We start from the raw sequence: 24,411 nt of genomic DNA, 5'->3' as shown, positions 1-24,411 counted from the left end.
TTTAACAAGGAGTCAATCATGAAAAAATTAGTTGCGACAGCGCCACGCGTGGCGGCGCTCGTAGAGTACGAAGATCGCCCGGTTGCGGGACATGAAGTAAAAATTCGTGCCTGCTTTGGCGCACCGAAACACGGTACCGAAGTGGTGGATTTCCGCGCGGCAAGTCCGTTTATCGATGAAGAGTTCAATGCGGAGTGGCAGATGTTTACCCCGCGCGAAGAGGGGACGGCCCGCGGGATCGAATTCGGTAAGTTCCAGCTGGGCAATATGATTGTTGGCGACATTATCGAATGCGGCGCTGACGTCACGGAATACCGGACTGGCGATCGCGTCTGCTGTTACGGGCCGCTCCAGGAGACGGTCATCGTCAATGCCGTCAACAACTACAAGCTGCGCAAAATGCCGCAGGGTGCCTCCTGGAAGAACGCCGTCTGCTACGATCCGGCACAGTTTGCCATGAGCGGCGTGCGTGATGCCAACGTGCGGGTCGGGGATTTTGTCGTGGTGGTAGGCCTCGGCGCGATTGGGCAGATTGCGATCCAACTGGCGAAAAAAGCCGGCGCGTCAGTCGTCATCGGTGTGGATCCTATCGAACACCGTTGCGACATTGCCCGCCGTCATGGCGCGGACTACTGCCTGAACCCTATCGGCACAGATGTCGGTCAGGAAATTAAAAAGCTGACCGGGAAGCAGGGCGCAGACGTGATTATCGAGACCAGCGGCTTTGCAGATGCTCTGCAGTCTGCGCTGCGCGGCCTGGCCTACGGCGGCACCATTTCCTACGTTGCGTTCGCTAAACCGTTCGCTGCAGGTTTCAATCTGGGGCGTGAAGCGCACTTCAACAACGCGAAGATTGTCTTCTCCCGCGCCTGCAGTGAGCCAAACCCGGATTACCCGCGCTGGAGCCGCAAGCGTATTGAAGAGACCTGCTGGGAACTGCTGATGAACGGTTATCTGAATTGTGAAGATCTGATCGACCCGGTTGTGACCTTCTCCACCAGCGCTGAAAGCTACATGAAATATGTGGACCAGCATCCGGAACTGAGCATCAAAATGGGCGTCACTTTTTAAGCTAAGGAAAGCAACTCATGAAAATCGCAACACAAAATCAGACCTTTTTCCCGGGCAATATCCTGGAGAAATTCAAGTACATCAAAGCGATGGGTTTTGATGGCTATGAAATTGACGGCAAGCTGCTGGTGGAAAACCTCGCCGAAGTGAAAGCGGCGATTAAGGCCACCGGCCTGCCGGTCACAACCGCCTGCGGCGGATACGATGGCTGGATTGGTGACTTTATCGAAGAGCGTCGTCTGAACGGCTTAGCGCAGATTGAACGCATTCTGGAAGCGCTGGCCGAAGTGGGCGGCAAGGGCATTATCGTGCCTGCAGCCTGGGGAATGTTCACCTTCCGTTTGCCGCCAATGACCTCACCACGCAGCCTCGAAGGCGACCGTAAAGCGGTGAGTGCTTCGCTGCGCTGGCTGGATGAGGTTGCAGCGCGCACCGGAACCACCGTCTACCTGGAGCCGCTGAATCGCTATCAGGATCACATGATCAACACCCTGGCTGACGCACGACGCTATATCGAAGAGAACGGCCTCAAGCACGTGCAGATCATCGGTGATTTCTATCATATGAACATTGAAGAAGATTCGCTGACGGAGGCACTGCATCAGCATCGCGATCTGCTGGGCCATGTGCACATCGCTGATAACCACCGTTACCAGCCGGGAAGCGGTAGCCTCGATTTTGCCAGCCTGTTCGATCAGCTGCGTGCGGATAATTACCAGGGCTATGTGGTTTACGAGTGCCGCGTACGTTCTGAAGATCCCGCTCAGGCTTATCGGGATTCACTCACTTATTTACGCGAATGCTAAGGATGAGGAGCGTGATGAGTGCTTCAACAACGTCGCCACTGCGCGTCGCCATCATTGGCGCCGGGCAGGTTGCGGACAAAGTGCATGCCTCGTATTACGCCACGCGCAGTGATGTTCAGATGGTGGCTGTCATGGACAGCCGCCTCGAACAGGCACAGGCTTTTGCGGAGCGGCATGCCATACCGTCTGCGTGGCAGGACGCGTGTGCCATGCTGGAGGCGGTTAAGCCGGACGTGGTGAGCGTTTGTTCGCCAAACCGATTTCATTTTGAGCATGTGATGGCGGCGCTCGAGGCTGGTTGTCATGTGATGTGCGAAAAACCGCCCGCCATGACGCCGCAAGAGGCCGATGAGATGCGAATGGCTGCCCGCAAGGCGGGGAAAGTGCTGGCATATGATTTTCATCACCGCTTCGCGCTCGATACGCAACTGCTGCGCGAGGCCGTGATGAACGGAACGCTGGGCGAAATCTACTTCACCTCGGCGCAGGCGTTACGGCGCTGCGGCGTGCCGGGCTGGGGCGTCTTCACCAACAAAGCCCTGCAGGGCGGTGGGCCGCTGATTGATATTGGCATTCACATGCTGGATGCCGCGATGTACGTGCTGGGTTTCCCGGCGGTCAAAAGGGTCACGGCGCACGGCTTCCAGAGGCTGGGAACACAAAAAAGCAGCGGCCAGTTCGGCGCGTGGGATCCCGCACAGTTTACGGTTGAAGATGCCCTGTTTGGCACCATCGAATTCTGCAACGGCGGCATTTTGCGTCTGGACACCTCGTTCGCGCTGAATATTCGCGAGCAGTCGATCATGAATGTCGCCTTTTGCGGTGAAAAGGCGGGGGCGACGCTTTTCCCGGCCCACGTTTATCAGGATGACGCCGGGACGTTACAAACCCTGGTCCAGCGTGAAGAGGCTGACGACCAGCGCCATTTACGCAGCATGGAGGCCTTTGTCCGTCACGTGCAGGGAGAGCCCGTAATGATTGCAGATGCTGAACAGGGGCTGGTGATTCAGCAGCTTGTCGCGGCGCTTTATCAATCGGCAGAAACAGGGGAAAGCGTAACATTATGCTGAGCGTGTCTGTATTAACCGATCCGGGCTTTTGTCCGCACAGTCTGAATAAGTACGCATCCATTATGGCATGCGGTAACGGCTACATGGGCATTCGCGCTGCGCACGAAGAAGATTACACCCAGCAAACCCGAGGGATGTATATTGCGGGCCTCTATCATCAGGCGGGTCGTAACGAGACCACTGAGCTGATCAATTTGCCCGATATCACCGGTATCGAGGTTGAGCTGGACGGGGTGAATTTTACCCTTCTGGCCGGGGACATTCTCGAATGGCAGCGCGAGCTGGCATTTGCCAACGGCGAACTGCATCGCCGCGTCGTCTGGCGTTCGCCTAACGGAAAGCGCTATCGCCTGGAGAGTCGTCGTTTTGTCTCTCTGGATCAGCTGCCGCTCGTTGCCATGCAGCTTGCGATCACCCCGCTTGATGATGCCACGCAGGTGGTGATGAAAACCGGCATTGATGCGACCCAAACCAATACGGGCCGGCAGCATCTGGATGAAATTTCCGTCAGGGTGTTTGACCAGCACTATATGCAGGGTGTGTATGAAACGCAGGACCGGCGCGCTGATGTTGTTATCTCAGCCTTTTGTCAGCTATCAGCCGATAGCGAAAGTTGCTTTACCGCTAAAAATCGTCGTGTCTCTGCCCACTATTCCCTGACGATACCGCAGGGTGACACTGTCACGCTGGATAAGTTTGTCTGGGTGGCCCATCGCAATGATAAAGCCCTGTCGCAGGAGTCGTTCGCGCGCAGGAACCTGGCGGATCTCAAGGTTTGCGCGGCAAGGGGTTATGCCTCGCTGCTGGAAAGTTCAGCCTGCGCATGGGAAGACGTATGGCGTGACGCCCGGGTTGAAGTGGCTTCTGCAGCTCCTGACGATCAGATGGCGCTGGACTATGCCGTCTGGCATCTGACCACCATGACGCCAGCCCATGATGAGCGGAGCAGCATTGCCGCGAAGGGCTTGACCGGCGAAGGATATAAAGGTCACGTCTTCTGGGATACTGAAATATTCCTGCTGCCTTTCCATCTTTTCACTCGGCCGCAGGTGGCCCGAAGTCTGCTGCGCTATCGCTGGCTGAACCTGGCCGGGGCCCGGGAAAAAGCGCGCCGCAACGGCTGGCCGGGCGCACTGTTCCCATGGGAGAGCGCCGCGAGCGGCAAAGAGGAAACGCCGGAGTTTGCGGCTATCAACATCCGTACAGGCATGCGGCAGAAAGTGGCCTCCGCCCTGGCCGAACACCACATCGTGGCGGACATTGCCTGGGCCGTTGTGGCCTACTGGCAGGCCACGCGCGATGACGCGTTTATGCGTAATGAAGGGCTGACCCTGCTGGTGGAGACGGCAACGTTCTGGATGGGCCGCGCCACGGAGGTCAACGGGCGCCTGGAGATTCATGATGTGATTGGGCCGGACGAATACACCGAGCATGTGAATAACAACGCCTACACCAACTATCTGGCCTGGCACAACGTGGCCAGCGCATGCCGGTTCATGTCGATGTTTGAGCGTGAAGAGGCCTGCTTCATGGAGAAGGCGACCACCTTCCTGGCCCGCTTGTGGCTGCCGGAAGCCGACGACGGGGGAGTGATCCCGCAGGACGATTCATTCATGGCGAAACCATCGATCGATTTAAGCCGCTATAAAGCCAAAGCGGGCAAGCAGACCATCCTGCTGGATTACTCTCGCGCGGAAGTTAACGAGATGCAAATCCTCAAGCAGGCCGACGTGGTGATGCTTAACTACCTGTTGCCGGAGAAATTTACCCCAGCCCAGTGTGCGGCCAACCTGGCGTTTTACGAGCCGCGGACGATCCATGACTCTTCGCTGAGCAAGGCTATTCACGGCATTGTGGCCGCCCGCTGTGGCGATACGGAAGGGGCCTACGCCTTCTGGCGCGCTGGCGTGGCTATCGATCTTGGCGACGATCCGCACAGCAGCGACGACGGCATTCATGCCGCGGCCACGGGTGCCATCTGGTCCGGCGTCATTCAGGGGTTTGCCGGCATGCAGATTGTTGATGGCGAGCTGCATCTTGCGCCGAAGCTCCCCGCCCGCTGGCGAAAACTTACCTTCCCGCTGCGCTGGCAGAACGCACGCCTGCGCTTCACGTTTGAAAATGACGTTTTAACCATCGATACCTCCGCACCCGTCACGTTAACCCTGTGGGGAGAAACGGTTTGCGTATCGGAGCGGCAGGCACTGTCTCGTAGGGAATTTCTTACATCTATTGATGGGACCGCTACCACGGAGGCCAGCCATGAAGCCTGAAGCCGTTGTATTCGATCTTGATGGGGTTATCACCGATACCGCGCATCTGCACTTTCTCGCATGGCGTTCGGTCGCGCAGGAGATCGGCATCACTATCGATGAGGTGTTTAACGAGGAGCTTAAGGGAATTAGCCGCATGGAATCCCTGCAGCGGATCCTGCGACACGGTAGAAAAGAGGGGGCGTTTGACGACAAACAGTGCCTGGCGCTGGCGGGGAAGAAAAATGCGCTCTACGTCGCATCGCTGTCGTCATTGACCGAGGCGTCGCTGCTGCCGGGCATCCGGGAGGTGCTTGCGGACATTCGGGCGGCAGAGGTCAAAATTGGGCTCGCCTCCGTTTCCCTCAATGCACCTCGAATACTGCATGCCCTGGGTATTAATGGCTCCTTTGATTTTTGCGCTGACGCCTCCCGCATTGTCTGTTCAAAACCGGATCCGGAGATCTTCCTCGCCGCGTGTGCTGGCCTGAAAGTCCGCCCTGGTGCGGCCATCGGGGTCGAAGATGCGCCCGCAGGCGTGGCGGCGATCAACGCGGCGGGCATGCTGTCGGTCGGGATTGGCGCTGGCCTGACCCAGGCGGGATTACAGCTTCATTCAACGCAGGAACTGACCTGGAAATGCCTGACCGATTTCTGGGCCTCCCGGGCGTATTGATAAGGAATTAAAAATGGCACAACTGTCACTGAAACATATTCAGAAAATTTACGATAACCAGGTCCACGTGGTGAAGGATTTTAATCTCGAAATCGAGGACAAGGAGTTTATCGTTTTTGTTGGCCCGTCTGGCTGCGGTAAATCGACAACGCTGCGCATGATTGCCGGGCTGGAGGAGATCTCCGCCGGCGAGCTGGTCATCGACGGCGTTTGCATGAACGACGTGCCCGCCAAGTCGCGCGACATCGCTATGGTGTTCCAGAACTATGCGCTTTACCCGCATATGACGGTCTACGACAACATGGCGTTTGGTCTGAAGATGCAGAAAATCGCCCCGGCGGTTATTGAAGAGCGCGTTAACTGGGCGGCACAGATCCTCGGCTTACGGGAGTACCTCAAGCGTAAACCCGGCGCGCTGTCCGGCGGCCAGCGTCAGCGCGTGGCGTTGGGCAGGGCGATCGTGCGCGAAGCGGGCGTCTTCCTGATGGATGAACCGCTCTCCAACCTCGATGCCAAGCTTCGCGTGCAAATGAGGGCTGAAATCAGCAAGCTGCACCAGAAGCTCAACACCACGATGATTTATGTGACCCACGATCAGACGGAAGCCATGACGATGGCGACCCGCATCGTGATCTTAAAAGACGGCATTATTCAGCAGGTTGGTGCACCGAAGCAGGTCTACAACGAACCGGCGAACATGTTTGTCGCGGGGTTCATTGGATCGCCTGCCATGAATTTCATTCGCGGCGCTATCGATGACCGCTACTTCGTCACGGAAACGCTGCGTCTTGAGATCCCGGAAGACAAGCTCGCGTCACTGAATGCCAGAGGGTATCAACGCAAAGCCGTGGTCTTTGGGATCCGCCCGGAAGATATTTTCACGTTGCAGAGCCGAGGTGAAAACATCGCGGCGAAAGTCAGCGTAGCCGAACTGACTGGCGCGGAGTTTATGCTCTACGCCACCGTTGGGGGCCATGAGCTGGTTGTTCGAGCTGGCGCCGCGAATGATTATGCTGCCGGGGATAATATCGATATCCAGTTCGATATGAATAAGTGCCATTTCTTCGACGCTGAAACCGAAGCGGCTATTAGATAAGAAAGGTGTTCGCCGGAAATGCGAATTTCCGGTTTTTTTGTTTGTTACTTATAAAGGGAATATTTGATGAGTACTCTACTAAAAAGTGCTGCGCTCGTGCTGTGCGCAGGGGTTAGCTGTGCACATGCAACAGAAACGGCTAAAAAGTGGGAATTTAATATTGGCGCGATGTATGAAATAGAAAACGTCGAAGGCCAGGGGGAGGATAAAGATGGATTATATGAACCCTCCGTCTGGTTTAATGCTACCTGGGATGCGTGGACTATTTCGCTGGCGATGTATCAGGAGGGGCCGGTTGATTACAGCAGTATGACCCGTGGAACCTATTTTGACCGTCCTGAATTTGAATTACGCTATCGCTTTATCGGAACCGATGATTTTACGTTAGGTCTGACCGGCGGTTTCCGTAATTATGGTTATCACTTTAAGGATGAACACGGCGCCAGAGACGGCAGCGCTAATATGCAACGCTATAAAGTTCAGCCTGACTGGGATATTAAATTAACCGATGACTGGCGATTTGGCGGCTGGTTTGCCATGTATCAGTTTGCCAACGATCTGGAAAAAACCGGTTATGCTGACAGCCGCGTCGAAACCGAAACGGGGTTTACCTGGACCATTAACGAAACCTTTGCGGCGAAAGTGAATTACTATTTAGAGCGCGGTTTCAATATGGATAGTTCCCGTAATAACGGCGAGTTTTCTACCCAGGAAATTCGCGCCTATCTGCCTATTTCATTGGGCCAGACGACCTTAACGCCTTACACCCGACTGGGGCTCGATCGCTGGACGAACTGGGACTGGCAGGACGATCCTGAGCGTGAAGGGCATAATTTCAACCGACTGGGTATGCAGTACGCCTATGACTTCAACAACGGTTTATCCATGACGCTTGAGTACGCCTATGAATGGGAAAACCATGACGAGGGTGAAAACGACCGCTTCCACTATGCGGGCGTTGGGGTTAACTACGCGTTCTGACCGATGGCATGCCAGGGGCAGTATGCCCCTGGTTTTAGCGAAGGGAAGCGGCCAGCAAAAAGTGGGTATCAACCAGCACTTTTTGCGGGGCGGACTGACCCGCAATTCGCCTGAAAAGAAGATCGCAGCTCTCTTCCCCCAGTTTTCGGGTGGGGATATCAAAGCCGCCAGGAGCGGGCGTTAAGATGAGAGACAGCATCGGGTCACTGTATCCGGCTATCACCACCTGCTCAGGGATCATCAGGTTCAGTTCATCCGCCGCACGATAGAGGCTGAGCAACTTCATGCTGTCGGTCGCAAATACCGCATCAGGCGGCGTGGGTGAAGAGAGCAATTCCAGAGCCGCCGCGAGCGCGCTCTCATGGGTATAACCGCCATCCCTGATCCAGTCCGGATTAATGGCAATGTGGTGCTTTTCCAGGCTGGCTTTATAGCCTGCCAGGCGATCGATCGAAACATGATAATCAAGCGGCGCATGCAGGCAGGCAATTTTTTTGCGGCCGTTTTTAATAAAGGTTTCCGTCAGCGTAGCGCTGTCATGGAAATTATCCGTATCGACGGAGTAAATATTCTGATACTCACCTTCCACTTTACCGATAACCACTACCGGTACGCCATACGCATCAAGCGTAGTGAAAAAGGATTCATTTGCCGGTGAACTCAGCATAATGATCCCTTTGATCATTTTCTGTTTTATTTTACTCACGCATTTCAGCAGATCGTCTTCGCTGCTTTTTGACGTTTGTAAAATAACATCAAAGCCTTCCTCTTCCGCTTTTGCCGTAATGGCATGAAGGACATCGGAGAAAAAAGGATTGCCGGCGGTGGTTTTGGTTGAACGGGTCGAAATAACCATAATGGCATCGAAGCCTGAAGAGGTCAGGGCGCGCGCCAGTTTGTTGGGCTGATAATTTAATTCGTCAATCGCCTTCAGCACTTTGTCACGCGCTTCGGGAGAAATATTCGTTTGTTTATTCAGAACGCGGGAAACGGTTGATTTCGATACGCCCGCAACCCGTGCGATATCATAGATGGTGGGTGACATACACCTTACTCACTCCGGACTGACAGCAATGTCGTTCATCTTACTGGAGAGAAAACGGCAATAGCAATAAATAAGAATTGATAATCAACGATCTGCCCCCATTTATTGTATTCTGAAGCCATGCATTCAAGGCTTCCAGGCAACGAAGGACGGCGATGAAGCGACTTAAAAACGAAATCAATTCACTGGTGAACCGTGGCGTTGACCGTCACCTGCGTCTGGCCGTGACGGGGCTGAGCCGCAGCGGTAAGACGGCGTTTATCACCGCGATGGTAAACCAGCTCCTGAACCTGCACGCCGGGGCGCGTCTGCCGTTGCTTAGCGCGGTGCGTGAAGAACGCCTGCTGGGCGTGAAGCGCGTCCCTCAGCGTGATTTTGGTATTCCACGCTTTACCTATGACGAAGGGCTGGCGCAGCTCTACGGCGATCCGCCCACGTGGCCGACGCCGACGCGAGGAGTCAGTGAAATCCGCCTCGCGCTGCGCTTTCGCTCGAATGAATCCCTGATGCGCCACTTCAAGGATACCTCCACGCTGTACCTGGAAATCGTCGATTACCCCGGGGAATGGCTGCTGGACCTGCCGATGCTGGCGCAGGACTACCTCAGCTGGTCCCGGCAAATGACGGGATTGCTGCAGGGGCAGCGCGCCGGGTGGTCGGCCAAATGGCGGCAGCTGTGCGAAGGCTTAGACCCGCTTGCCCCGGCCGATGAAAATCGTCTGGCGGTCATTGCCGACGCCTGGACGGCGTATCTGCATCAGTGCAAGCAGGAAGGGTTGCACTTCATTCAGCCGGGTCGCTTTGTCCTGCCGGGAGATTTAGCGGGCGCGCCTGCGCTTCAGTTCTTCCCCTGGCCGGATGTTGATGGGGTGGGCGAGTCGAAGCTGGCGCAGGCCGACAGGCACACTAACGCCGGGATGCTGCGCGAGCGTTACAATTACTACTGTGAAAAAGTGGTCAAGGGATTTTATAAAAACCACTTTTTGCGATTTGACCGTCAGATTGTGCTGGTGGATTGTCTGCAGCCGCTCAACAGCGGGCCACAGGCCTTCAACGATATGCGCCTTGCGCTGACGCAGCTGATGCAAAGTTTTCACTACGGGCAGCGGACGCTGTTCCGCCGTCTGTTCTCTCCGGTGATCGACAAACTGCTCTTTGCGGCCACGAAGGCCGATCACGTCACGGTCGACCAGCATGCCAATATGGTATCGCTGCTGCAGCAGCTGGTTCAGGACGCCTGGCAAAACGCCGCCTTCGAAGGGATCGGCATGGATTGCCTTGGGCTCGCGTCGGTGCAGGCAACGCAAAGCGGGCTGATTGACCTTAACGGCGAGAAAATACCGGCATTACGCGGGAACCGGCTCAGCGACGGTGAACCACTTACCGTCTATCCGGGCGAAGTGCCTGCTCGGCTGCCGGGGCAGGCCTTCTGGCAGAACCAGGGCTTCCAGTTTGAAGCCTTCCGCCCGCAGGCAATGAGCGTCGACAGGCCATTACCGCACATCCGTCTGGATGCGGCGCTGGAGTTTTTGATTGGAGATAAATTGCGATGACGGAACCTTTAAAACCGCGCATTGATTTTACCGGAACGCTTGAGCAGGACCCTCAGGAGGCGTTCAAAACCGCGCAGACGTTCAGCGGCACGCAGGCTGATAACTTTGCCCCGGCCCTGACTGAGGATCCGGGCGTCGAGGAAGGTCCAGCGGAGGCGGTTGTGGAAGCCGCTCTGCGTCCCAAACGCAGCCTGTGGCGCAGGATGGTTACCGCCGGTCTGGCGCTGTTTGGCGTAAGCGTGGTGGGTCAGGGCGTGCAGTGGACGATGAATGCCTGGCATACTCAGGACTGGGTCGCGCTGGGCGGATGCGCCGCGGGCGCGCTGATTGTGGGGGCGGGCATCGGGTCGGTTGCCACCGAGTGGCGTCGGCTCTGGCGTTTGCGCCAGCGCGCGCACGAGCGTGATGAAGCGCGGGATCTGCTCCACAGCCACGGCACCGGGAAAGGTCGCGCATTCTGTGAAAAGCTGGCCAGCCAGGCCGGAATCGATCAGTCGCATCCGGCGCTTCAGCGCTGGTATGCCGCTATCCATGAAACCCAGAATGACCGGGAAGTGGTGACGCTCTACTCCCATATGGTTCAGCCGGTACTGGATGCCCAGGCGCGACGCGAGATAAGCCGTTCTGCGGCGGAATCCACCCTTATGATTGCCGTCAGCCCGCTGGCGCTGGTCGATATGGCCTTTATCGCCTGGCGTAACCTGCGTCTGATCAACCGTATCGCGAACCTTTACGGCATAGAGCTGGGTTACTACAGTCGGCTCAGACTGTTTAAGCTGGTCCTGCTCAATATCGCGTTTGCCGGGGCGAGTGAGCTGGTGCGCGAAGTGGGAATGGACTGGATGTCGCAGGATCTGGCGGCGCGTCTTTCTGCCCGCGCGGCTCAGGGTATCGGTGCGGGATTATTAACCGCGCGTTTGGGGATTAAAGCGATGGAAGTCTGCCGTCCGCTTCCGTGGATCGATGGCGATAAGCCCCGTCTGGGGGATTTCAGGCGTGAACTGATCGGCCAGCTCAAAGAGACGCTCAATAAAAAACCTGCGCCCTGAGGTTTTGTTCACTAATCGTGCTGGCTGTCAATATTTGTTGACAGCCATCTTCCGGATCACCGTGTTCTGACATATCATTTTAGTGTTATTGGCTTAGAACGGTGAATTTCCCATGCGTCTTGAAGTCTTCTGTGAAGACCGTCTCGGTCTGACCCGCGAATTACTCGATCTTCTTGTTTTACGTAGCATTGATTTACGTGGCATTGAGATCGATCCTGTCGGGCGAATTTACCTCAATTTTGCCGAAATTGAATTTAACACCTTCAGCAGCCTGATGGCGGAAATCCGCCGTATCGCTGGCGTTACGGATGTACGCACCATTCCATGGATGCCCTCTGAGCGTGAGCACCTGGCGCTGAGCGCGCTGCTGGAAGCCATGCCTGAACCGTTCCTCTCTTTGGATTTGAAAAGCAAAGTTGAGCGCGTTAACCACGCGAGCTGCCAGCTTTTCGCGCAGAGCCAGGAGAAGCTCAGCAATCATAACGCCGCGCAGCTGATCCCCGGCTTTAACTTCCAGCGCTGGCTGGACAGCAATCCGCAGAACACGCTTAGCGAGCATGTGGTGATTAACGGGCAGAATTTCCTGATGGAGATCACGCCGGTCTATCTGAAAGGGGAAGGGAATACCCGCGTGTTGACCGGGGCGGTGATCATGCTGCGCTCGACGCTACGCATGGGGCGCCAGCTGCAAAACCTCTCCAGTCAGGACGTTGGCGCATTCAGCCAGATTATTGCCGTCAGCCCGAAAATGCGTCATGTGGTTGATCAGGCGCGTAAGCTTGCAAGCCTGACCGCGCCGCTGCTGATTACCGGGGATACCGGCACCGGGAAAGACCTGCTGGCTCACGCCGTGCATCTGGCGAGTCCGCGTGCGGCTAAGCCTTATCTGGCACTTAACTGCGCCTCTATTCCGGAAGATGCCGTTGAAAGCGAGCTGTTTGGTCACGCGCCGGAAGGCAAGAAAGGGTTCTTTGAGCAGGCTAACGGCGGCTCCGTGCTGCTGGACGAGATCGGCGAAATGTCGCCGCGTATGCAGGCTAAGCTGCTGCGTTTCCTGAACGACGGCACGTTCCGTCGCGTCGGTGAGGATCACGAAGTACATGTGGACGTGCGGGTTATTTGCGCTACTCAGAAAAACCTGGTTGAACTGGTGCAAAAGGGGATCTTCCGCGAGGATCTCTATTACCGCCTTAACGTCCTGACGCTGAACATTCCACCGCTGCGCGATTGTCCGCAGGACATCATGCCGCTCACGGAGCTGTTCGTTGCCCGCTTTGCCGACGAGCAGGGAGTGCCGCGTCCGAAGCTGTCTGCCGATCTTGGCACGGTGCTGATGCGCTACGGCTGGCCGGGCAACATTCGTCAGCTTAAAAACGCCGTTTATCGCGCGCTGACCCAGCTTGAGGGCTACGAACTGCGTCCGCAGGATATTCTGTTGCCGGATTACGACGCCGGAACGGTATCGGTAGGTGAAGAGGCGATGGAAGGGTCGCTGGATGATATCACCAGCCGTTTCGAGCGCTCTGTGCTGACGCAGCTGTACCGCAGCTATCCCAGCACCCGCAAGCTGGCAAAACGCCTGGGCGTGTCGCACACCGCGATCGCAAATAAGCTGCGTGAATATGGTTTGAATCATAAGAAAGGTGACGAATAACAAAAAAGCCTCTGCAAAGAGGCTTTTTACTTTAGGTTTATTCCTTCGCCAGCGGCGTGCTGATGATGTCTGTTTTTGTCTCGCCCTGAATCGACGCAATCCTGCTTTCAACCTCTTTCACCTGCTGCGGGCTGTGGAGCAGGGTATAGGTCAAATCAAACTGCGCGCTGGCGCCTGGCTCCAGCTGCTTAACCCGCTTCTGTTCGCGTTCAATCGTGACGGGGTAGGCGTAGCTGGTGCCCGGCTCAATGCCCGTGACGTAGCCCTGCTTCAGCGTGTGGGTATTTTTCCATAAGGTCAGCACGGGCAGCTGGCGCGTATCAAACTGGATTGATGCGCCTTTATCTCCGGCTTTATTGACCACTGCCGCGAGCGTTTCGTGGTTATTGTCCGCGAGCGGCTGAATGTTAAAGACCATCTCATCAAAGCCTTTTGTCGGCCCGGCGTAGGTTTGCCAGTCGTTAACGCCTGCTTTGGCGTAGTCATTGAATGGGCTCACGCTCGCCGCCGGCGCAAGGAAACGTGCGCCTTCTTCGAGGATCGGCGTACCGAAGTTGCTGTGATAGATGATTTGGTAATCATGAGGGTAATCGGCATGGTTGGTCAGAACATCATGCAGGCTGAACTGATTGGTTCCGGGAACGTAGCGCAGTTCGGTCATGGTCTGCAGATCCGCTTTTTTGAACGTGCTCTCTTTGATCAAACCCCGAACGCGGATCTCATGCGGGGCGGCATCGGCCACCTCAATTTCCACCTGCGATACCGGCGTATTTCCGGCCCTGCCATGAAGGGTGTAAATTTGCCCGTCCGCGGTGACCGGATGACCTGTCCACTCGTAGCCACAGCGCACCATCATCTCGTTGAATCCATCCAGCCAGCCGAGACCGTTTCGGCTTTCAAGGTTGATATAAGCCGGATTAACGACCTCTTTAACGGGTGAATTCCATCCCAGTCGGGTGCCAAAACCTTCTACGTGCAGAAGGTTCATCCCGCGTGTCGGGCTTAGGGTGATGGTGAGGCCATCTTTGCTGCTAATAGTGATGACTTTGCTGCCTTCCTGCTTACCGCCGTGTAAGACTTTTTGCTCAATGCTGAACGTCTGATCCTTAACTTTCAGCTCATCACTGGAAATCTTCCAGTTTCCTTTCTCTACGCTGCTTTCAGCGCTTGTCAGCACCCAGGTTTTAGCCGCGGCATGGCCAGAAATCAGGATCGCAAGGAGCGTAAAAGCGAATTTGATCTTCATATTTTATCCTTTTTGCTGAAACGATTATTTTCTTTCGTAAGCAAATCTAATGTTTAGACAAAAAGGGAAATGTGATGGGCTTCACTCGGGGTAAAAATAGGGGATTTTAACGATTATTATGCGCTATTGATCACGCTCATGTTACATATTGCCTTAGCTATTGCATGATTAATGTGATTTACGACCATTAAAGCTTTAACGATTCAGCTTAGAAGCAATAAAAAACCCCGCCGTAGCGAGGTTGAGAATAAGTTGTATAGAATGCTAAGGACTTATTATGCTTTCAGCACGTCCAGCGCGGCAGTGTAGTCCGGCTCGGTGGTGATTTCGTTAACCAGTTCGCTGAAGACAACGGTGTCGTTTTCATCCAGAACCAGTACAGCACGTGCTGCCAGACCTTTCAGTGGGCCTTCCGCAATGCTAACGCCGTATTTCTCGAGGAAATCTGCGCTGCGCAGGGTGGAGAGGGTGATAACGTTGCTCAGGCCTTCGGCACCGCAGAAACGGGACTGGGCAAACGGCAGGTCAGCGGAAATGCACAGCACAACGGTGTTGTCCATTTCAGTCGCCAGCTGGTTGAATTTACGCACGGATGCGGCACAAACGCCGGTATCAATGCTTGGGAAAATGTTCAGTACTTTGCGTTTGCCCGCAAACTGAGCCAGTGTGACGTCAGACAGATCTTTAGCCACCAGAGTAAAAGCCTGCGCTTTGCTGCCAGCCTGCGGAATGGAACCTGCTACAGCAACCGGGTTGCCCTGGAAATGAACGAGTTGTGACATAGATATCTTCCTGTTTACATATAGTTAACGTCGTGGCTAGTGTATGCCATCAGCGGATAACACGGCAAACCAAATTTTTCGCCTTACCGGGCCGCAAGGAGTCAGTGATGAGAAGCGTTAAGGTCTATGAAGAAGCCTGGCCATTGCATACCCCGTTTGTGATCTCTCGCGGCAGCCGAAGTGAAGCCAGCGTGGTCGTGGTTGAAATTGAAGAAGAGGGTGTGAAAGGCGTCGGTGAATGTACGCCTTATCCCCGCTATGGGGAAAGCCTTGCATCTGTAATGGCGCAGATCATGACCCTGGTGCCAGACCTGCAAAAAGGGCTCACGCGCGAGGCATTACAGCTGCGTTTACCCGCCGGGGCGGCGCGCAACGCCATCGACTGCGCGCTCTGGAGCCTTGAAGCCGCTCAGCAGCAAAAATCGCTGACGTCATTGCTGGGCGTGGTTATGCCCGAATCGATCGTGACCGCGCAAACGGTCGTGATTGGTGAACCGGAGCAGATGGCCGCCAGTGCGAAAGCGCTCTATGACGCCGGAGCCACGCTGTTAAAAGTGAAGCTAGACGATCGTCTGATCAGCGAGCGGATGGTCGCTATTCGCTCGGCGGTCCCCTCAGCCACGCTGATTGTGGACGCCAACGAGTCGTGGCACCCCGAAGGGCTCGCCGCGCGATGCCAGCTGCTGGCCGATCTGGGCGTGGCGATGCTGGAGCAGCCTCTGCCGGTAAAAGATGATGCGGCGCTGAAGAATTTTATCCATCCGTTGCCCGTGTGCGCGGATGAAAGCTGCCACACCCGCGAGAATTTAAGCGAGCTTAAGGGCCGCTATGACATGGTCAATATCAAGCTCGATAAGGCAGGCGGACTGACAGAAGCCCTGGCCCTGGCGGCGGACGCCCGGGCGCAGGGGTTCGCCCTGATGCTGGGATGCATGCTTTGCACCTCCCGGGCGATTGGCGCGGCGCTGCCGCTGGTCAATCAGGTTCGTTTCGCCGATCTGGATGGCCCGACGTGGCTGGCGGTTGACGTTTCACCGGCCCTTAAATTTACCAGCGGCGTGCTTCATCTCTGAGGCTGCCAGCGCAGAAGCTCCATCATGGCTTTTAAGTATTTTTCGCTGGCTTCGTCGGAGGAGATCGCCGGGAACTCAGCGGTAATGCAGGGCAGGCTTAAGTCGGCGCACCAGCTTCCGAATGATCCAGGTGTTTCATAACCCACGCTGGTGACGAGCGGCAGGTCGAACGACTGGGCCAGCCACGCGCCCAGTTCAGAGTGGAGCGGATCTTCAATGCAGGCCAGCGGATCGTGGAAGGAGACAACCCAGGCGGGGTGGATCTTATGGATAAGCTGGCACAGCGCCTGCGTTTCCGGCTCTGAGCCTGGGTTGTCTCCCGTCAGCAACACTACGTCCCGCTCCTCGGCGGAGCTGTTCCAGCGATAAACCGTTTCGCCGGCGCGCCAGTTTGCCGCCGGGAAATTACGGTTGAGGTCGACTCCCCGCGCATTCGCCCGCAATCCCAGCTGACAGCCATCCGGATTGACGGCAAGAATCACGTGATGACGTCGTAATGAAGGGGTCAATGTCCGCAGCGCGCACGAGAGCGTGACGACTGATGAGTTTTCATCACCGTGCGTGCCGGCAATAATCAAACCGCTGTCGCGATCGGCATCGGGTGCCGGGAACCAGATCAGCGATGCGCCTAAAAATGAGCGGCCATATTGTTCAGCGCCCGGAGGAAAGGCGCCGCGCTCCGCGCGTGGTCGGGTAGTTGCCATACGAAATCCTGATAAAGAAGTCTCTACTGGCAGTGTTGTGCAAAAGCCGCTGTTAATCAAATAGTTTCCGTAACGGCTGAGAATTGCCTTAAATCACTATTCAGGCGTAAGTTATTTGCATTTCTTATTGTCGAAACAAATAATTACGCATCTGCTTGTTACCTGAATTCTTCAAAGGGGATCTTATGAAGCATCCTGTTTCGCGTCTTTTCACCGCACTGTGCCTGTGCGGGCTCTCTACACTCTCGTTTGCTGCTGATGTGCCGAAGGGCACGGTACTGGCACAAAAACAGGAGCTGGTCAGACATATTAAAGACGAACCGGCTTCGCTCGATCCGGCAAAAGCGGTGGGGTTGCCAGAGATTCAGGTGATTCGCGATCTTTTCGAAGGGCTGGTGAATCAGAATGAGAAAGGGGAACTGACCCCGGGCGTGGCGACGCGCTGGCAGAGTAACGATAACCGTACCTGGACATTCACCCTGCGCGATAACGCAAAATGGTCTGACGGTACGCCGGTCACCGCGCAGGATTTTGTCTACAGCTGGCAGCGTCTGGTTGACCCAAAAACAACCTCTCCTTTTGCCTGGTTTGCGGCGCTGGCGGGTATCTACAACGCCCAGGCCATTATCGATGGCAAAGCGGCACCAGATACCCTGGGCGTGACGGCGGTGGATGCCAGGACATTACGCGTCCAGCTGGACAAACCGCTACCGTGGTTTAGCAACCTGACGGCAAACTTTGCCTTCTATCCGGTGCAAAAAGCGAACGTTGAGAGCGGGAAAGAGTGGACGCGTCCGGGAGCGCTGGTGGGCAATGGCGCCTACGTCCTGAACGCGCGCGTGGTGAATGAAAAACTGGTTGTCGTGCCGAACACCCACTATTGGGACAATGCGAAAACTGTCCTGCAAAAAGTGACCTTTATTCCGATTAATCAGGAATCGTCCGCCACCAAACGCTATCTGGCAGGGGATATTGATATTACCGAATCGTTCCCGAAGAACATGTATCAGAAGCTCCTGAAGGACATTCCGGGACAGGTATATACGCCGCCTCAGCTCGGGACCTATTACTACGCGTTTAACACGCAAAAGGGGCCGACGGCCGATGCCCGGGTTCGTCTTGCCCTGAGCATGACTATCGATCGCCGCATTATGGCGGAAAAGGTACTGGGCACCGGCGAGAAACCGGCCTGGCATTTCACTCCAGACGTGACGGCGGGCTTCACGCCTGAACCTTCGCCGTTCGAGCAGATGTCCCAGCAGGAGCTGAACGCTCAGGCGAAAACCTTGCTCCAGGCCGCAGGCTACGGCCCCCAGCGTCCGCTGAAGTTGACCCTGCTGTACAATACCTCGGAAAACCACCAGAAAATCGCCATTGCGGTGGCGTCCATGTGGAAGAAAAATCTCGGTGTGGATGTCAAACTTCAAAACCAGGAGTGGAAAACCTACATCGACAGCCGCAACACCGGCAATTTTGACGTGATCCGCGCGTCATGGGTGGGGGATTACAACGAGCCCTCGACCTTCCTGTCCCTGCTGACCTCAACCCACAGCGGCAATATCTCGCGTTTCAACGACCCGGCTTACGATAAAATTATCCACCAGGCGACGCTGGAAACCACGGCCAAAGCGCGTAATACGGACTACAACATGGCGGAGAAAATCCTCATGGAGAAAGCGCCCATCGCGCCAATTTACCAGTACACCAATGGTCGCCTGATTAAGCCATGGGTGAAAGGTTATCCCATCAATAACCCGGAAGACGTGGCGTATAGCCGGACAATGTATATTGAGAAGCACTGATGTGTAGGGGTTAATACGACTAAATCCAGAACTGGCGCGGAGTTCAGCGCCAGTTGCTCCTTCTGATCCTCTCTCGCCACCGCAGAAAGCGGGATTTTCCTGACGATACACACTGCTGACATTTCTCAGGCGATTCAAAAACAACGCAATATGCAATTGTGGGTAAAAATTGCATGAGTTGAATATCGCCGTCTACACTTGAACAAAATAATATCTTGTGTTCTGCATATTAAAAACATGCAGTAACTCCAGTGAGGTCAACATGTCTTTCACTAACAGAGAGTTGCGTGAACTTGTCGAAACACAATTAAAATATACGTTATGCGTTAGCCTGGACAAGGCGACCAATGGCGATATATTCAATGCTGTTGCGCTGGCAGTGCGGTATTTTCAGCAAGATCGCTTTCTCGATAGTCAGGCCCGGCAGCGCGCGGAAAAGAAAAAACGCGTTTATTATCTCTCAATGGAATTTTTACTCGGACAGTCATTGCGTAACAACCTGATGAATATGAATTTGATAGATGATATGCGTCAGGTTGTCAATGAGCTAGGATTCGATTTCGATAATATTTTTGATGAAGAACCCGATGCGGCACTTGGGAATGGTGGGCTAGGACGCCTGGCCGCCTGCTTCATCGATTCTATGGCTACGTTAGATATTGCTGCGTCAGGGCATGGTATCAAATACGAATATGGTTTATTCAGGCAGACGTTTGAGAATGGTCAGCAAGTCGAACATCCGGATGACTGGCATTCCAGGCACTCCCCATGGCTGGTTGAACATCATAGTCAGGCAATGCTGATCCCTATTGGCGGTTTTATTGAACATGCAGATGATGCTGACGGGAATTACAATCCAATGTGGATGGGATGGAATACCATCGTCGGCATTCCTAATGATTATTTCGTTTCGGGTTACAGAGGCAGCACCACTAATAAACTTCGTTTATACAGTGCCGTAGCTTCTAACTCTTTCAATATTCATATTTTCAATCATGGCGATTATATAAAAGCAGTCAGTGAAAAAATAGCTTCTGAAAATATTTCAAAAATACTCTATCCCTCTGATGAAATTCTTTCAGGTAAGGAGCTCAGGCTTACTCAGGAGTATTTTCTTGTAGCATGTACCTTGCGCGATATTTTTCGCGAATACGCTGAGATTGAAACTGACATTTCGTTACTGCCGCGGCATGTCGCCATCCAGCTAAATGATACGCATCCCGCGCTGGCTGTTGTCGAGTTGATGCGAATTCTTGTCGATGAATACAGCCTTCCCTGGCACCAGGCCTGGGATATCACCCAAAGAACCTGTGCATACACCAACCATACGTTGATGCCCGAGGCTCTGGAGACCTGGCCAGTGGCGTTGTTCGAAAAACTGTTGCCGCGGCACTTGCAGATTATTTTTGAGATTAATCACCGTTTTCTTGCGGATGTCGCCTCCCGATGGCCAGATAAACCGCACTTGTTGACCTCCTTGTCTCTGTTTTCGGGGGACAACGAGAAAAGTATCAGGATGGCAAATCTGGCCATCGTCGGGAGTCACTGTGTCAATGGGGTGGCGATGCTCCATTCCGAGCTTATCAAAACGCACCTGGTTCCCGATTTTTACTTTATTACGCCAGATAAATTCATTAATCAGACCAACGGCATTACGCCGCGCAGATGGTTGCAGCAGGCTAACCCAAATCTTGCTGCGTTTCTTAATCAGCAGCTGGGTACCCGATGGCCGACGGATTTAAATATGCTTCGACAGCTGGAGAAGCATGCGGATGATACGGGGGTGTTCGATCTCATCCGCGGCATTAAATTCAAAAATAAATCCGCACTGAGCCAGATTGTTTCACAACGTTACGGGATTATGTTGGATCCGATGGCAATGTTTGATTGCCAGGTAAAACGCATTCACGAATATAAGCGCCAGCTCCTGAATATTCTGCACGTCATTTCTCTCTATATAGATATCAAAGAGAATGGGAGAACCATAGCACCTAAAGTACATCTTTTTGCAGGTAAAGCGGCACCCGGTTATCGAATGGCAAAGCTGATTATTCAGTTAATCAATGCTGTTGCGAATAAAGTTAATAGCGATGCGCGTATTGCCGGGCAGTTGAAAGTCGTTTTTCTTGAGGATTACAAAGTCTCGTTAGCCGAAAGCATAATACCGGCAACAGACCTGTCTGAACAAATATCCACAGCAGGTACGGAGGCATCTGGAACCAGTAATATGAAGTTCGCGTTGAATGGTGCGTTAACAATCGGTACGTATGATGGTGCCAACATTGAAATTCTTAATGCTGTTGGAGCGGAAAACTTCTATCTTTTCGGCGCGACGGCTGAAGAAATTAATGAAATTCGCTCAAATGGCGATAATAATCGTTTCTATCACCAGAGCGATCCGCGAATAATGCGTATAGTGGATACGCTTATTTCTGGCGTATTTACCGCCGATCGCGAACTCTTTGCACCGTTACACCATATGTTGACAGCAGCCGATCATTATTGCCATCTTCTGGATTTTGACAGCTACAGCCAAACCCAACGTCAGGCAATGGCGGATTTTGAACACCCCCGCCAGTGGCATCGAAAAGCGTTGCTAAATATTAGCCGAATGGGGGAGTTTTCGAGTGACAGAACCATTCAGGGCTATGCAAAGGATATTTGGGGCATAAACTGCTGATGGTTATGTTTCCAGGCTTCTTTCAGAAGCGATGTCGGTGATTCGAAAAGCTAGCTTACTGCAGCCAATGCCGGGGGTGAGTATGAACTTTGAAATACAGAGTGAAAATGACGTACAGATTGTCGTTCCGCTGGTTCGCCGACTGGATGCTTCTGTCGAACAGACCTTTAAGCAGCAGGTGCTGGAGGTGATTGAAAAAAGTAATAAAAAGATATTGCTGGATTTCAGCCACGTAGATTTTATTGACAGCAGCTGTCTCGGCGCGCTGGTATCCATACTCAAGAGTTTAAACGGTAAGGGTGAGCTGGTGCTGTGTTCGCTTAATAGCAATACACACGATCTTTTTAAGCTGACCAGAATGGATCGTATATTTTCTATCAAGGCCAATCGGCAGGATGCCCTGCAGGTGTTGATGGGCTGATATCACAGTGCTTTTCGGGTTGAAGGCGGGATGTTGCCAACGGTTAGAACGAGAACTGACGCTTTCTCGCGTCAGTCCTGAAAACATTGCACCGCTCCGCCCGGTATCCGCGCGGGCTGATACCGGCGCGCTATTGTGCTAACAACGCACTAAACTTCGCCAGCCACTGCGGATGAGCGGGCCAGGCGGGAGCCGTCACCAGGTTGCCGTCTACATGGGCCTGATCGATGCCGATAGTGGCGTAGTGTCCACCGGCGAGGCGTACCTCAGGCGCACAGGCCGGGTAGGCGCTACAGGTTCGTCCTTTCAGGATACCTGCGGCAGCGAGCAGCTGTGGGCCGTGGCACACCGCTGCAATCGGCTTACGCGCGGCGTCAAATGCCTGCACCAGCTTTAACACGTCCTCATTTAGCCGTAGATACTCGGGCGCTCTCCCGCCGGGGATGAGCAGCGCGTCGTAATCCTGTTCCTTTACGGTGGAAAAATCGGCGTTGAGGGTAAATCGGTGACCCGGTTTTTCGCTATAGGTCTGGGCACCGTCAAAGTCATGGATTGCCGTCATGATGTAGTCGCCCTTCGGTTTGTCGGGACAGACCGCATCCACCTGATGGCCAATCATCTGCAAAGCCTGAAAAGGCACCATGGTTTCATAATCTTCGGCGTAATCGCCAACCAGCATCAGGATCTTCTTGCTCATCTTTCCTCACCTTTATCAATAAAGATGATTAAGATATAGCCTGGCGTGGCTGAATTGCCGGGAATAAAAAAGCCCGTCAGAGCACGGGCAACATAAGCAAATGAATAAGTGATTCGTTATCAACGTTGTTGGAGGATAACGATGCGTATTTTACGCGGCTGCAAGGGAGGCAGATACCTGACATATTCGGTAGGTGAAACAAGCGATTAAACGTGCGTTACGGTGCGTCGAAGGTTGGGTAAAGGCTATTTTCAAGAAACTCGACGAGATACCAGATCTCACCGCTAAAAATAAACCAGAAGCCAAATATAATAAGGAGTAAAATAATTAAGGTGAGTATTATTTCAGTTTTTCCCATTGCGGTTTTTACCCACCTGAAGCTAATTGATTCGAGGTGGGCATTGTAGCGGGGCTTTTCCGGATACTCCAGTTTCATGCAGCAAGGACTTTATTGCGTCCGTCATTTTTAGCGCGATACAGCGCATCGTCTACACGCTTAAACAGCTCATCAATACTCTCTCCCTGATTGTGCCGCGCTACGCCAATACTGACGGTAAACCGCGGCAAGCCCGGAATCGTAATGCGGGCAACGGCTGCGCGGACTGACTCGGCAATCTGCATCGCGGTATCGAGAGAGGTAAGCGGCAGCAGGATAACAAACTCTTCGCCACCCCAGCGAAACACCATATCACCCTCCCGGCTACAGGCTTCCAGGGTCCGGGAAAGGGCGATAAGTACCTCATCGCCTTTCAGATGGCCGAAAAGGTCATTAATGTTTTTGAAATGATCGGTATCCACCAGCAGCAGGCTAAATTGCTGCCGGGAAGGAAGGTTATTCTGGCTGCTTTGATCGGTAATCGCGTAGAACTGGCGCCGGTTGAGTAACCCCGTCATGGAATCACGTAACGCCGCATGTTCCAGCTCCTGCTCCAGCCTTTTTTGCTCGGTAATATCGTGGATGATGCACAGCATCAGCTTGTCACCGTAGATCTCAATGGGCCCGGCATACGTCTGAACGTGGCGGGTAGAGCCATCGGCAAGCCGGTGAATAAAATTGAGCGGCTTATGTCCGCCGGGCAGCGCGGCAATCGCAGTCATAATGGGCATCACATCTCGCCCCAGCGTATTGATTTCCCAGGTATGCTTATTGCACATGTCATCGTGTGAATAACCATAAAAATTAAGCGCGGCCAGATTCGCATCGACGATTTGCCCGTCGCGGGCCGGATCGATTAACAGCATCGGGGCGCTGTTGGTCAGAAAAAAGCGCGCATAGAAACCCTGTTTTTTTCGCCGATAGGTGGCGGAACGGCTCGCCTTCAATCCCGAGAGTATTTGTTGGGAGATGCCCTCGAAGATAATGACCTCTCCCCAGGGAGCGTAGTGGGCAAGCGAGAGGCGACAGCTTAACGGCGTATCCTGTCCATCACGGCTCGTTGTCCAGATTTCGACGATCTCCTGCTCTATTTTCAGTTCAGGTACATACATCGTCAGGAGGGTTTGCGCCCTGGCAGAGTAGATCCCTTTGCGCAGGTCATCGAGCGTTTTATTCCCCATGATCTGCGTTGCGGCCACATTCGCAAAAATGATCTTTTCCGACACGGGTGAAACGAGCCACACGGGTGTTTTAATTACATTCAACGCATCAAAACAAGGTTGCGACATAGGCGTTTCCTGTTCATCGACAACATGTGCCTGACAATCATGACAGAATTGACTCGCGTCTACTCCCTTGAAACATACTCCACTTAAC

21 protein-coding genes are annotated in these 24,411 nt (G+C 54.0%); 14 read left to right on the top strand and 7 right to left on the bottom strand.

Translation table 11 applies throughout. The features are described from left to right. Positions 1-18 precede the first annotated feature (18 nt). From V1587_RS14725 to V1587_RS14695, 7 genes are all read left to right on the top strand, one after another. Positions 19-1,071: a zinc-binding alcohol dehydrogenase gene (locus tag V1587_RS14725; protein ID WP_371898309.1), complete on the top strand. Its 1,053-nt coding sequence runs from the start codon at positions 19-21 to the stop codon at positions 1,069-1,071. A gap of 17 nt (positions 1,072-1,088) precedes the next feature. Further along, positions 1,089-1,877: a sugar phosphate isomerase/epimerase family protein gene (locus V1587_RS14720; RefSeq protein WP_371898307.1), complete on the top strand. Its 789-nt coding sequence runs from the start codon at positions 1,089-1,091 to the stop codon at positions 1,875-1,877. Positions 1,878-1,888: 11 nt separating this feature from the next. After that, complete coding sequence (locus V1587_RS14715) at positions 1,889-2,947, top strand: Gfo/Idh/MocA family protein (RefSeq protein ID WP_086374937.1); 1,059 nt, start codon at positions 1,889-1,891, stop codon at positions 2,945-2,947. Beyond that, positions 2,941-5,220, top strand: a complete 2,280-nt coding sequence (locus V1587_RS14710) for a glycoside hydrolase family 65 protein (protein ID WP_371898306.1) — start codon at positions 2,941-2,943, stop codon at positions 5,218-5,220. The genes V1587_RS14715 and V1587_RS14710 overlap by 7 nt, the downstream gene beginning before the upstream one ends. Further along, positions 5,210-5,875, top strand: coding sequence for a beta-phosphoglucomutase (gene pgmB / locus V1587_RS14705; protein WP_371898305.1), 666 nt, complete (start codon positions 5,210-5,212; stop codon positions 5,873-5,875). Before V1587_RS14710 ends, pgmB begins: the two co-directional genes overlap by 11 nt. Positions 5,876-5,888: 13 nt before the next feature. Next, the gene (locus V1587_RS14700) at positions 5,889-6,971 is read left to right on the top strand and encodes an ABC transporter ATP-binding protein (RefSeq protein WP_371898304.1); all 1,083 of its coding nucleotides are present in this window, start codon (positions 5,889-5,891) and stop codon (positions 6,969-6,971) included. 66 nt (positions 6,972-7,037) lie between these two features. Beyond that, complete coding sequence (locus V1587_RS14695; RefSeq protein ID WP_371898303.1) at positions 7,038-7,952, top strand: OmpG family monomeric porin; 915 nt, start codon at positions 7,038-7,040, stop codon at positions 7,950-7,952. 34 nt (positions 7,953-7,986) lie between these two features. Here V1587_RS14695 and V1587_RS14690 read toward each other — a convergent pair whose 3' ends face one another. After that, a complete protein-coding gene (locus V1587_RS14690; protein ID WP_371898302.1) occupies positions 7,987-8,997 on the bottom strand; it encodes a LacI family DNA-binding transcriptional regulator in 1,011 nt (336 codons plus the stop codon). Between the two features lie 155 nt (positions 8,998-9,152). On the opposite strand from V1587_RS14690, the gene V1587_RS14685 reads away from it, so the two are divergent. The 3 genes from V1587_RS14685 to tyrR all read left to right on the top strand — a co-directional run bounded on the left by V1587_RS14685 (position 9,153) and on the right by tyrR (position 13,253). After that, on the top strand, positions 9,153-10,550 hold the full coding sequence (locus V1587_RS14685; protein ID WP_371898301.1) for a YcjX family protein: 1,398 nt from the start codon (positions 9,153-9,155) through the stop codon (positions 10,548-10,550). Further along, positions 10,547-11,599, top strand: a complete 1,053-nt coding sequence (locus tag V1587_RS14680; RefSeq protein ID WP_371898300.1) for a TIGR01620 family protein — start codon at positions 10,547-10,549, stop codon at positions 11,597-11,599. Before V1587_RS14685 ends, V1587_RS14680 begins: the two co-directional genes overlap by 4 nt. Before the next feature lie 112 nt (positions 11,600-11,711). After that, entirely contained in the window at positions 11,712-13,253 is a 1,542-nt protein-coding gene (tyrR, locus tag V1587_RS14675) for a transcriptional regulator TyrR (RefSeq protein ID WP_023312028.1), read from the top strand. A gap of 37 nt (positions 13,254-13,290) precedes the next feature. Here tyrR and V1587_RS14670 read toward each other — a convergent pair whose 3' ends face one another. Beyond that, positions 13,291-14,499 carry an aldose 1-epimerase family protein gene (locus tag V1587_RS14670; RefSeq protein ID WP_371898299.1) on the bottom strand — a complete coding sequence of 403 codons (1,209 nt, stop codon included), beginning with the start codon at positions 14,497-14,499 and terminating at the stop codon, positions 13,291-13,293. 275 nt (positions 14,500-14,774) lie between these two features. Continuing rightward, entirely contained in the window at positions 14,775-15,281 is a 507-nt protein-coding gene (gene tpx, locus V1587_RS14665; RefSeq protein WP_023335907.1) for a thiol peroxidase, read from the bottom strand. A 107-nt stretch (positions 15,282-15,388) separates the two neighbouring features. Here tpx and ycjG point away from each other — a divergent pair, with 107 nt between their 5' ends. Next, a complete protein-coding gene (ycjG, locus tag V1587_RS14660) occupies positions 15,389-16,354 on the top strand; it encodes an L-Ala-D/L-Glu epimerase (RefSeq protein ID WP_371898298.1) in 966 nt (321 codons plus the stop codon). Here the strand turns inward: ycjG and mpaA are convergent. Next, positions 16,345-17,058: a murein tripeptide amidase MpaA gene (gene mpaA, locus V1587_RS14655; RefSeq protein WP_371898297.1), complete on the bottom strand. Its 714-nt coding sequence runs from the start codon at positions 17,056-17,058 to the stop codon at positions 16,345-16,347. The two genes, ycjG and mpaA, sit on opposite strands and share 10 nt — an antisense overlap. Before the next feature lie 185 nt (positions 17,059-17,243). On the opposite strand from mpaA, the gene V1587_RS14650 reads away from it, so the two are divergent. From V1587_RS14650 to V1587_RS14640, 3 genes are all read left to right on the top strand, one after another. Beyond that, positions 17,244-18,860: an ABC transporter substrate-binding protein gene (locus V1587_RS14650; protein WP_371898296.1), complete on the top strand. Its 1,617-nt coding sequence runs from the start codon at positions 17,244-17,246 to the stop codon at positions 18,858-18,860. A 262-nt stretch (positions 18,861-19,122) separates the two neighbouring features. Then, on the top strand, positions 19,123-21,540 hold the full coding sequence (locus tag V1587_RS14645; protein ID WP_371898295.1) for a glycogen/starch/alpha-glucan phosphorylase: 2,418 nt from the start codon (positions 19,123-19,125) through the stop codon (positions 21,538-21,540). Between the two features lie 82 nt (positions 21,541-21,622). After that, on the top strand, positions 21,623-21,961 hold the full coding sequence (locus tag V1587_RS14640) for an STAS domain-containing protein (protein WP_157189288.1): 339 nt from the start codon (positions 21,623-21,625) through the stop codon (positions 21,959-21,961). Between the two features lie 130 nt (positions 21,962-22,091). Here the strand turns inward: V1587_RS14640 and V1587_RS14635 are convergent, their stop codons facing one another. The 3 genes from V1587_RS14635 to V1587_RS14625 all read right to left on the bottom strand — a co-directional run bounded on the left by V1587_RS14635 (position 22,092) and on the right by V1587_RS14625 (position 24,323). Further along, positions 22,092-22,658 (bottom strand): DJ-1/PfpI family protein, encoded by a 567-nt coding sequence (locus V1587_RS14635; RefSeq protein ID WP_032647513.1) that lies wholly within the window; start codon positions 22,656-22,658, stop codon positions 22,092-22,094. A gap of 217 nt (positions 22,659-22,875) precedes the next feature. Next, entirely contained in the window at positions 22,876-23,016 is a 141-nt protein-coding gene (locus V1587_RS14630) for an Ecr family regulatory small membrane protein (RefSeq protein ID WP_021240268.1), read from the bottom strand. A gap of 74 nt (positions 23,017-23,090) precedes the next feature. Next, complete coding sequence (locus tag V1587_RS14625) at positions 23,091-24,323, bottom strand: diguanylate cyclase domain-containing protein (protein ID WP_371898294.1); 1,233 nt, start codon at positions 24,321-24,323, stop codon at positions 23,091-23,093. Positions 24,324-24,411: the final 88 nt, after the last annotated feature.

This window comes from Enterobacter sp. ECC-249, assembly GCF_043965265.1.
Classification (GTDB): Bacteria; Pseudomonadota; Gammaproteobacteria; order Enterobacterales; family Enterobacteriaceae; genus Enterobacter; species Enterobacter quasiroggenkampii.
The sequence above is the reverse complement of the archived record's forward strand: the minus strand, read 5'-3'. Positions and strand labels throughout refer to the sequence as shown.

Coding starts and splice junctions, on each gene's coding strand:
- V1587_RS14630 (WP_021240268.1), bottom strand. CDS start 23,016: ATGGGAAAAACTGAAATAATACTCACCTTAATTATTTTACTCCTTATT.
- V1587_RS14690 (WP_371898302.1), bottom strand. CDS start 8,997: ATGTCACCCACCATCTATGATATCGCACGGGTTGCGGGCGTATCGAAA.
- V1587_RS14680 (WP_371898300.1), top strand. CDS start 10,547: ATGACGGAACCTTTAAAACCGCGCATTGATTTTACCGGAACGCTTGAG.
- V1587_RS14645 (WP_371898295.1), top strand. CDS start 19,123: ATGTCTTTCACTAACAGAGAGTTGCGTGAACTTGTCGAAACACAATTA.
- tpx (WP_023335907.1), bottom strand. CDS start 15,281: ATGTCACAACTCGTTCATTTCCAGGGCAACCCGGTTGCTGTAGCAGGT.
- V1587_RS14625 (WP_371898294.1), bottom strand. CDS start 24,323: ATGTCGCAACCTTGTTTTGATGCGTTGAATGTAATTAAAACACCCGTG.
- V1587_RS14640 (WP_157189288.1), top strand. CDS start 21,623: ATGAACTTTGAAATACAGAGTGAAAATGACGTACAGATTGTCGTTCCG.
- V1587_RS14695 (WP_371898303.1), top strand. CDS start 7,038: ATGAGTACTCTACTAAAAAGTGCTGCGCTCGTGCTGTGCGCAGGGGTT.
- mpaA (WP_371898297.1), bottom strand. CDS start 17,058: ATGGCAACTACCCGACCACGCGCGGAGCGCGGCGCCTTTCCTCCGGGC.
- V1587_RS14700 (WP_371898304.1), top strand. CDS start 5,889: ATGGCACAACTGTCACTGAAACATATTCAGAAAATTTACGATAACCAG.
- V1587_RS14710 (WP_371898306.1), top strand. CDS start 2,941: ATGCTGAGCGTGTCTGTATTAACCGATCCGGGCTTTTGTCCGCACAGT.
- tyrR (WP_023312028.1), top strand. CDS start 11,712: ATGCGTCTTGAAGTCTTCTGTGAAGACCGTCTCGGTCTGACCCGCGAA.
- V1587_RS14650 (WP_371898296.1), top strand. CDS start 17,244: ATGAAGCATCCTGTTTCGCGTCTTTTCACCGCACTGTGCCTGTGCGGG.
- V1587_RS14685 (WP_371898301.1), top strand. CDS start 9,153: ATGAAGCGACTTAAAAACGAAATCAATTCACTGGTGAACCGTGGCGTT.
- pgmB (WP_371898305.1), top strand. CDS start 5,210: ATGAAGCCTGAAGCCGTTGTATTCGATCTTGATGGGGTTATCACCGAT.
- V1587_RS14635 (WP_032647513.1), bottom strand. CDS start 22,658: ATGAGCAAGAAGATCCTGATGCTGGTTGGCGATTACGCCGAAGATTAT.
- V1587_RS14670 (WP_371898299.1), bottom strand. CDS start 14,499: ATGAAGATCAAATTCGCTTTTACGCTCCTTGCGATCCTGATTTCTGGC.
- ycjG (WP_371898298.1), top strand. CDS start 15,389: ATGAGAAGCGTTAAGGTCTATGAAGAAGCCTGGCCATTGCATACCCCG.
- V1587_RS14725 (WP_371898309.1), top strand. CDS start 19: ATGAAAAAATTAGTTGCGACAGCGCCACGCGTGGCGGCGCTCGTAGAG.
- V1587_RS14720 (WP_371898307.1), top strand. CDS start 1,089: ATGAAAATCGCAACACAAAATCAGACCTTTTTCCCGGGCAATATCCTG.